Origin of the sequence: Pseudoxanthomonas daejeonensis (assembly GCF_010093205.1) — a bacterium.
Lineage (GTDB): Bacteria > Pseudomonadota > Gammaproteobacteria > Xanthomonadales > Xanthomonadaceae > Pseudoxanthomonas > Pseudoxanthomonas daejeonensis.
In genome coordinates this window covers 1-9,275 of the sequence record NZ_PDWN01000022.1, presented here as the reverse complement: position 1 = coordinate 9,275, position 9,275 = coordinate 1, and the positions used below count along the sequence as shown (strand labels likewise).

5 protein-coding genes are annotated in these 9,275 nt (G+C 71.3%); 4 read left to right on the top strand and 1 reads right to left on the bottom strand.

Features of this window, described 5'->3' with window-relative positions; translation table 11 throughout:
* The first annotated feature begins 816 nt into the window (after nt 1–816).
* Both hutG and CSC65_RS15985 read left to right on the top strand, forming a co-directional pair.
* On the top strand, nt 817–1,593 hold the full coding sequence (hutG, locus tag CSC65_RS15990) for an N-formylglutamate deformylase (RefSeq protein WP_162411582.1): 777 nt from the start codon (nt 817–819) through the stop codon (nt 1,591–1,593).
* A 395-nt stretch (nt 1,594–1,988) separates the two neighbouring features.
* Complete coding sequence (locus CSC65_RS15985; protein ID WP_425501382.1) at nt 1,989–2,870, top strand: DMT family transporter; 882 nt, start codon at nt 1,989–1,991, stop codon at nt 2,868–2,870.
* 558 nt (nt 2,871–3,428) lie between these two features.
* Here the strand turns inward: CSC65_RS15985 and fusA are convergent.
* Nucleotides 3,429–5,498 carry an elongation factor G gene (gene fusA / locus CSC65_RS15980; protein WP_162411580.1) on the bottom strand — a complete coding sequence of 690 codons (2,070 nt, stop codon included), beginning with the start codon at nt 5,496–5,498 and terminating at the stop codon, nt 3,429–3,431.
* A 493-nt stretch (nt 5,499–5,991) separates the two neighbouring features.
* Here fusA and CSC65_RS15975 point away from each other — a divergent pair, with 493 nt between their 5' ends.
* Together CSC65_RS15975 and CSC65_RS15970 are read left to right on the top strand one after the other, a co-directional pair.
* The gene (locus CSC65_RS15975) at nt 5,992–6,426 is read left to right on the top strand and encodes an OsmC family protein (RefSeq protein ID WP_162411579.1); all 435 of its coding nucleotides are present in this window, start codon (nt 5,992–5,994) and stop codon (nt 6,424–6,426) included.
* A 589-nt stretch (nt 6,427–7,015) separates the two neighbouring features.
* Nucleotides 7,016–8,836 carry an amidohydrolase gene (locus CSC65_RS15970; protein ID WP_162411578.1) on the top strand — a complete coding sequence of 607 codons (1,821 nt, stop codon included), beginning with the start codon at nt 7,016–7,018 and terminating at the stop codon, nt 8,834–8,836.
* Nucleotides 8,837–9,275: the final 439 nt, after the last annotated feature.

Sequence of the window (9,275 nt, the reverse complement as noted above, 5' to 3'; positions counted from 1 at the left end):
CGCTCCTACAAACGCCGAATCGCAACAGGCTGCACTCCCTGCGGGATGCGGAGCGCCCCTGGCGCACCGACACCCGGCCCGAAACAAGCCACCGCCCTCTGTAGGAGCGGGCACGACCGCGACACCGGCGCCCCCGGCACAGGCGACGTCCTTCGCACTCCGACCCCCGTTTGCGGTCATGCCCGCTCCTACAAACGCCGAGTCGCAACAGGCTGCACCCCTGCGGGATGCGGAGCGCCCCTCGCGCACCGACACCCGGCCCGAAACAAGCCACCGCCCTCTGTAGGAGCGGGCACGACCGCGACACCGACGCCCCCGGCACAGGCGACGCCCCCCGGAATTCCGACCCCCGTTCGCGGTCATGCCCGCTCCTACAAACGCCGAGTCGCAACAGGCTGCACTCCCTGCGGGATGCGGAGCGCCCCTGGCGCACCGACACCCGGCCCGAAACAAGCCACCGCCCTCTGTAGGAGCGGGCACGACCGCGACACCGACGCCCCCGGCACAGGCGACGTCCTTCGCACTCCGACCCCCGTTCGCGGTCATGCCCGCTCCTACAAACGCCGAGTCGCAACAGGCTGCACCCCCTGCGGGATGCGGAGCGCCATGGCGCACCGACACCCAGCCCGAAACAAGCCACCGCCCTCTGTAGGAGCGGGCACGACCGCGACACCGACGCCCCCGGCACAGGCGACGTCCTTCGCACTCCGACCCCCGTTTGCGGTCATGCCCGCCCCTGCAAAAGCGCAGCAACCAACCCCTGCGCCGGGCACCGACCTCGCAAATCCGTCCAATCACGCGGCGTACAATCGCCACATGGACATCTACCACCTGCACCAGGGCACCGCGCCTTTGCTGGTCAGCCTGCCGCACGATGGCAGCGCGCTCCCTGACCCTATCGCCGCGCGCCTCACCGCCAGCGCGCGCCGCACGCCCGATACCGACTGGCACGTCAGCCGCCTCTACGACTTCGCCCGCGAGCTCGGTGCCTCGATCCTGGTGCCGCGCTACTCGCGTTATGTCGTCGACCTCAACCGGCCGCCAGACGACACCTCGCTGTATCCCGGTCAGAACACCACCGGCCTGTGCCCGGTGGTGCAATTCAGCGGCGAGCCGGTCTACCTCGAAGGCGCGCAGCCCGATCCGGCCGAGATCGCCGCGCGCGTGGACACGTACTGGCGCCCGTACCACGACACGCTCGACGCCGAGCTGCAGCGCATCCGCGGCGAGCATGGCCGCGCCGTGCTGTGGGAAGGCCATTCGATCCGCGGCACGCTGCCGTTCCTGTTCGACGGCGCGCTGCCCGAGCTCAACCTGGGCACCGCCGCCGGCGCCAGCTGCACGCCGGCGCTGCAGCAAAGGCTCGCCGACGTGCTCGCCGCGCAAAGCGAGCACACCCACGTGGTCAACGGCCGCTTCAAGGGCGGCTACATCACCCGCCACTACGGCGACCCGGAGATCGGCGTGGAGGCGGTGCAGCTGGAGATCGCCCAGCATGCCTACATGGACGAGGTCAGCTTCGAATACTTGCCGGAGAAGGCCGCGAAACTGCAGCGGGTGATCCGCGCGCTGCTGGAAGCCGCGCTGGCGTGAGCGGCGGCAGGCCGGACGGCGAGGGCTCCCGCGGCGATGCGGCTACAGAGATGGCGGCAGCGGCGCTGGATCCGGAAGCCGTTGCCGGCGGCGAGGATGCCGGCGAGCGCATGGCGGGTGCCCGCGTCGGAGTACAGCGCCCGGCGACGCATGCGGACGCTTCCCTGACCCGAGCGCAGGCCGGGAGCGACGGGCACGTCCCCGCCACGCAGGACGTTGCAGCGTGCGCATCGTCCGGGAAGCCGGGAACTTGGGCCGCGCACGCCGCGATGGAGGGTTTCGACGCTGCCACTGCCGTGCGCCCGCCCGCCCCGTCACGCACCGCCGCGTCGGTCGCAACACACCCATCGGCCGACGCCGCCGCACGCGAAGCCGCGCTCGCACGTCGCCGCCGCATCGCCGGCATCGCCTTCGCCGCCGCCGGCGCGATCCTGTTCTCGGGCAAGGCGATCATCGTCAAGCTCGGTTTCCGTTTCGGTGCCGACGCGATCACCCTGCTGGCGCTGCGCATGCTGGTCGCGTTTCCGCTGTTCCTGCTGATGGGCTGGTGGGCGGCGCGACGGGCGACGCGACCGCTGACCGCGGGCGAGCGCTGGCGCATCGTCGGCCTGGGATTCTTCGGCTACTACCTGGCCAGCTTCCTGGACTTCGCCGGGCTGGCCTACATCAGCGCCACGCTGGAACGGCTGATCCTCTACCTCACCCCGACCCTGGTGCTGCTGATCGGCTGGGCCGCATTCGGGCGCCGCCCGCGCCGCGCGCAGTGGATCGCGCTGCTGGTCAGTTACCTGGGCGTGGCGCTGGCGTTCGGCCACGACCTGCAGGGCGGCGACCGCGGCATCGCGCTCGGCGCCGCGCTGGTGTTCGGCAGCGCGATGGCCTACGCGCTGTACCTGGTCGGCAGCGGCGAGATGGTGGGCAAGGTCGGCGCGGTACGCCTGACCGCCTACGCCAGCAGCGTGGCCAGCGTGCTGTGCATAGGCCAGTTCCTGTTGCTGCGGCCGCTGTCGGCGCTGGTGTTGCCGCACGAGGTGTACTGGCTGTCGCTGGTCAACGGCACGCTGTGCACGGTGGCGCCGGTGCTGATGGTGATGCTGGGCATCGCCCGCATTGGTTCGGGCCTGGCCGCGCAGATCGGCATGCTGGGCCCGGTATCGACGATCGTGCTGAGCATGCTCGTGCTGGGCGAACCGATGGGCCCGTGGCAGGTGGCCGGTACCTTGCTGGTCCTCGGTGGCGTGCTGCTGGTAAGTCGGGCGCCCGCAACACGGCGTTGAGCCGCGTCCCAGCCTGCCATCGCCCGAGCGGGATCGTGATCCTGATTTTTGTAGGAGCGGGCACGACCGCGACACCGAGGCGGCCGGAATTTTCGAGGTCGCATCCCGTGCCGAGGGTCGCCGGTCGCGCATGGGTAGGCGGACGACCGCGAACGGGTGCCGGAGTGCGGGAGGCCTCGCCGGTGCCGACGGCATCGGTGTCGCGGTCGTGCCCGCTCCTACAGAAAGCGCCGGCATGTTTCGGGTGACGCAGTCTGGAGAGGCAGCATGGCCCGGACGCAGACATCCACGGCGTAGTTCGGCCGGACAGTTGTAGGAGCGGGCATGACCGCGACACCGAGGCGGCCGGAATTTTCGAGGTCGCGCCCCGTGCCGATGGTCGCCGGCCGCGCATGGGTAGGCGGACGACCGCGAACGGGTGCCGGAGTGCGGGAGGTGTCGCCCGTGCCGACGGAGTCGGTGTCGCGGTCGTGCCCGCTCCTACGAAGAGCGGTGCGGCATGCAGGGCAGGGCGGTGCGGCTGCCCGGTGCCGCATCGCGGCACCGGGTGGACGCCCCTCAGTCTTCCTCGTGCCGCGGCTTGTACGCCTCCACCAGCTTCTGCTGCACCGGCGGTGGCACCGGTTCGTAGTGGCTGAAATCCAGCGCGTAGCGGCCCTTGCCGGCGGTCAGCGACTTCAGTTCCGCGGCGAAGCCGTCCAGCTCCGACATCGGCACCTGCGCCTTGACCACGATCTCGCCGCGCGCCGAATCGGTGCCCGTGATCCGCGCCCGCCGCGACGCCAGGCTGCCGGTCACATCGCCCAGCTGCGCCTCCGGCGCGCCGACCTCCAGGTCGACGATCGGTTCGAGCACCTGCGGCCGCGCCTTGCCGATCGCATCGAGGAATGCCTTGCGCCCGGCGGTGACGAACGCGATCTCCTTGCTGTCCACCGCATGGTGCTTGCCGTCGTACACGATCACGCGCACATCCTGCAGTGGATGCCCGGAAACCGCGCCGCCCTGCAGCACCTGGCGTACGCCTTTCTCCACCGCCGGCAGGAACTGCCCGGGAATCGTGCCGCCCTTGACCTCGTCGACGAACTCGAAGCCGCTGCCGCGCGGCAGCGGCTCGATGCGCAGGCTCACCTCGCCGAACTGGCCGGCGCCGCCGGTCTGCTTCTTGTGCCGGTGGTGGCCTTCGGATTTCGCCGACACGGTTTCGCGGTAGGCGATCCGCGGCGGCCGCGTCGCCACGTCCACGCTGAAGCGGTCCTTGAGCCGATCCAGCATCACCCGCAGGTGCAGGTCGGACAGGCCGCGGATCACCGTCTCGTTGAGCTCCACGTTGTGGTCGACCAGGAACGCCGGATCCTCCTCGGTCAGCTTCTGCAAAGCCTGCGACAGCTTCTGCTCCTGGCCACGGCTGGCCGCCTGCACGGCCAGGCCGAACATCGGCCGCGGGAACTGCGTGGGCAGCAGGCGCACGGCGTCCTCGTCGTGGCTGTCGTGCAGCATCGCGTCGAAATGCAGGTCGTCGATCTTGGCCACCGCCGCGATGTCGCCGGGAATGGCCTCGTCGATCTCCGCATGCTCCTTGCCGCGCAGCTTGAACAGGTGGCCGACCTTGAACGACTTGCGGCCGTCGTCGACGAACAGCTGCGTGTCGCGGCGCACCGTGCCCTGGTAGACGCGGAACACGCCGAGCTTGCCGACGAACGGGTCGTTGACGATCTTGAACACGTCGGCGATCACATGGCCCTGCGCGTCCGCCTGCCCGTTGTGCAGCGGCAGGGGTTCGTCGCCGTGGCCGTTGCGCTTGAGCAGCGGCGGCGGATTGCCCTCGGTCGGGTCGGGGAACAGGCGCTCGGCGATCTGCAGCAGTTCGGGCACGCCCACGCCACTGCGCGCGGACACGAAGCACACCGGCACCAGGTGGCCTTCGCGCAGCGCCTTCTCGAAGGTGTCGTGCAGTTCCTGCGGGGAAATCCCGGCTTCGCCGCCGTCGAGGAAGTGCTCCATCACGCCCTCGTCCACCTCCACCACCTGGTCGAGGATGCGCTGGTGCCATCCGGCGACCGGGCCCAGGTCCGAATCGCCTTCGGCGCTGCCGAAGCAGTCGACCACGCGGGTGCCACCGTCGGCGGGCAGGTTCAGCGGCAACGCCGCATTGCCGAAGGCTTCGTGCAGCTGTTCCATCACCCGCACGCAGTCGGCGTGCTCGTGGTCGATCTTGTTGACGATGATCGCGCGGCACAGGCCGCGTTCGCGCGCGCGTTCCATCAGCCGCAGCGTGCCGTGCTCCACGCCGGTGTCGGCGTCGACCACGATCGCGGCCGTTTCCACCGCCGCCAGCGCCGACAGCGCCGGCCCGCGGAATTCCGGATAGCCGGGCGTATCGATGAAGTTGAGGTGGTAGCTGCGGTCGCCGACGGGCGCGTGGTCGATGCTGGCGATGGCGATGTCCATCGAGTGGCCGCGTGCTTTTTCCATCGGGTCGAAATCGGACACCGTGGTGCCGCGTTCGACACTGCCTGCCGTGGTCAGGGCGCCGCCGGCATGCAGCAGGGCTTCGAACAGGGTTGTTTTGCCGGCGCCGGGGTGGCCCGCGAGGGCCACGTTGCGGATGTCATGGGTTGCGTAAGGCATGAGGCCGTTCCTCCCAGGGTTGGGGGTTGAAGGGCCGTCATGGCTGTCCGGGCCGGGAACGCATGCCTGGAGGTGCCGCATCGACAAGACAGGCCGGGGCGGAACCCGGCGGGCGGTCATGGCGGACAGGTACCTTAGCGCGTCCCCGGTTCGCGGGACGTTGCGGCGCACAACCGGCCGTGGAGGGGCATGAGCGCGACACCGCAGCCGCCGGAGGAACCACGACGCCCGTGCCGACAGGCGTGGTCAGGGAGGGTGAAGGCGCCGGTCGGCGGAAGGTGTCGGTGTCGCGGTCGTGCCCGCTCCTACAACAGCCGCGAAACCCGCTTTTCTGCAGGAGCGGGCACGACCGCGACATCGTGGACACCGGATCCACGATGGTGCCGCCCGCGCCCGCCCATGCCGCGCCACCGTCATCCCGCCCGCGCTCCAACGGTCCGCTAACGCTTGCGCCGATAGGCTGGCGCTCCCTCCACCCACCAAGGAACGACCCATGGGCATCTCCCGTCACGCGACCGCGCATTGGGAAGGCGACCTGAAGACCGGCAAGGGCAAGCTCAGCACCCCGCAGAGCGGCCTGCTCGCCGACACCCGCTACGGCTTCAACAGCCGCTTCGGCGACGAGAAGGGCACCAATCCCGAGGAACTGATCGCCGCCGCGCATGCCGGCTGCTTCACCATGGCCTTCTCGGCCAAGCTGGGCGAGGCGGGCTTCACCCCGGCCTCGATCGACACCCGCGCGGAAGTGGACCTGTCGATGGAAGGCGGCCCGACCCTGTCGCAGATCCGGCTGAAGATGAAGGCTTCGATCCCCGGCATCGACGAAGCGAAGTTCCGCGCCATCGCCGACGACGCCAAGCAGAACTGCCCGGTATCCAAGGCCCTGTCGGCGGTGCCGATCACCCTGGAAGCCGAACTGGTCGGCTGAACCCGCCAGCTGGCCCGAATCCGCCAGCTCGCCTGCAACCCCGACGGCCGCGGCGATCCCGCGGCCGTCCTGCATCCCGCCCAGGCCCGCCACCCTGTTTTTTCGTAGGAGCGGGCATGACCGCGACACCGAGGGCATCGGAGTCGCGAAGGCGCCGCCCGCACCGGGGCCTCCGCATCCACGCCCCGTCGCACGAGCGCAGCCACGCCATGCCCATCGCCACCTGTCGTTGTAGGAGCGGGCATGACCGCGACACCGAGCGCGCTGGCGCCACGATGGCGTCGCCCGCACCGAGGAGGCCTCCGCATCCACGCCCCGTCGCACCTGCGCAGCCACGCGATGCCCGTCGCCACCTGTCGTTGTAGGAGCGGGCATGACCGCGACACCGAGCTAGTCGGCAGCCACGAAGGTGTCGCCCGCGCCGACATCCCACGCCTGGGAATCACGAGGCATCGACCCCGCCGACGCCCCGGTGTCGCGGTCATGCCCGCTCCTACGGGAGCAGCTGCGAGCGCCCGTGCCGCGGCGCAGCGTTGCCCCGATGAGGCTCGACCGGCATGATCGGACCCCTTCCTTTCCGGAGAAACCGATGCGCCTGCGTGCGATCTCCCCGTTCGCGTTGATCCTGGCCGGCGCCTGCGCCGTGGCAACCGCGCAGGCCCAGAAGGCCGGCGATGCACCGGATTCCGCACCATCAACAGCGAATGCGACTTCGGCCGCGCCCGCCGCCGCACCCGCCGCCGCACCCGCACCCGCACCCGCACCCGCACCCGCACCCGCACCCGCACCCGCCGCCGACCAGGTCACCGTCCTCACCGCCGCGCGCATCCACACCGAGGACCGCGCGCAGCCGCAGGTCACCGCGATCGCCTGGGACGGGCAGGGCCGCATCATCGCCACCGGCAGCGCGCAGGACCTGCGCAAGCGCTACCCGAAGGCCAGGCGCGTCGACGCCGGCAAGGCCACCGTCATCCCCGGCCTGATCGATGCCCACGCCCACCTGATGGAGCTGGGCTACGCGCTGATGCGCGCCGACCTCAGCGGCGCGGCCAGCAAGGACGAAGTGATCGCCCGCCTCAAGGCGTTCGCTGCCACCGCGCCGGCCGACGCCTGGATCGGTGGCTGGGGCTGGGACCAGAACCGCTGGCCCGGCCAGCAGTTCCCGACCGCCGCCGACCTCGACGCCGCCTTTCCCGATCGCCCGGTGTGGTTGAGCCGCATCGACGGCCACGCCGGCTGGGGCAACAGCGCCGCCATGCGCGCCACCGAAGCGGTGCAGGGCGCGCGGGCGCTCGCCGGTGACTGGCAGCCCGACGGCGGCCGCATCGTCCGCGACGGCACCCAAGCCACCGGCGTGTTCGTCGACGGCGCCATGCGCCTGGTCGAGCGCGCGATCCCCACGCCGACCGCCGCCTACCGCGAAGAAGCCCTCAAGCGCGCACTCGACGCCGCCGTGCGCAATGGCCTCACCGGCGTGCACGACATGGGCGTCTCGCGCGATGACCTGGCATTGATGCGCCGCTTCGCCGACGCCGGCCAGTTGCCCCTGCGCATCGACGCCTACGCCGACGGCAACCGCGACGCGCTCGCCGACCTGTGCGCGAACGGCCTGTACCGCCATCCCGGTGGCCGCCTGCAGATGGAAGGGGTGAAGCTGTTCATCGACGGCGCGCTCGGCAGCCGCGGCGCCGCCCTGCTGGCCGACTACAGCGACGAGCCCGGCAACCGCGGCCTGCTGGTCACCGACCCGGCCGCGTTCGCCATCGCCGTGGTCAAGGCGCGCGACTGCGGCGTGCAGGTGGCCAGCCATGCGATCGGCGACCGCGGCAACCGGCTGGTGCTGGACACCTACCAGCAGGCGCTGGCGGGCAGCGGCGTGCGCACCGATCCGCGCTGGCGGGTCGAGCACGCCCAGGTGGTCGCGCCGGAGGACATCCCGCGCTTCGCCCAGCTGCGCCTGGTCGCCTCGATGCAGCCCACCCACGCCACCTCGGACATGCCCTGGGCCGAAGACCGCCTCGGCCACGACCGGCTTGAAGGCGCGTACGCCTGGCGCCGCTTCCTGGACCTGGGCGTGCCGCTGGCGCTGGGCTCGGACTTCCCGGTCGAACAGGTCGACCCGCGCCTGGGCCTGTACGCGGCGGTCACCCGCCAGGACCGCGCCGGCCAGCCGCCCGGCGGCTGGCTGCCCGGCCAGCGCCTGACCGCGGCCGAAGCCCTGCGCGGCTTCACCGCCACCGCCGCCTGGGCCGGCCACGACGAAGCCGAAGTCGGCCGCCTGGCCCCGGGCCTGCGCGCCGATTTCGTCATCCTCGACCGCGACCCGCTGGCGATCCCCGCCGCCGACCTGGACGACCTGAAGATCAAGGCCACCTGGGTCGACGGCCAGCCGGTCTACACCGCCGAATAAGAACCCCCACGCTGCCGGCTCTTGTAGGAGCGGGCACAACCGCGACACCGACGCCTTCCGGGCCACGATGCCGTCCCCCGCGCCGATCCTTTCCCCCCGGCCCGGGCGACGTACCTCCCATTCCCGCCGCCCCGGTGTCGCGGTCATGCCCGCTCCTACAACCGCCAAGCCTCGCGGGATGTGTCGGCTCTTGTAGGAGCGGGCACGACCGCGACACCGACGCCTTCCGGGCCACGACGCCGCCCCCGCGCCGATCCTTTCCCCCGGCCCGGGCGACGTACCTGCGATCCTCGACGCCCTCGGTGTCGCGGTCATGCCCGCTCCTACAACCGCCAAGCCTCGCGGAATGGGTCTGCACGTGTAGGCGCGGGGACGACCGCGCACCCGACGCCTTACGGGCTCCGCAGACCACCCCGCGCCGAGCTTTTCCCCCCCTCTC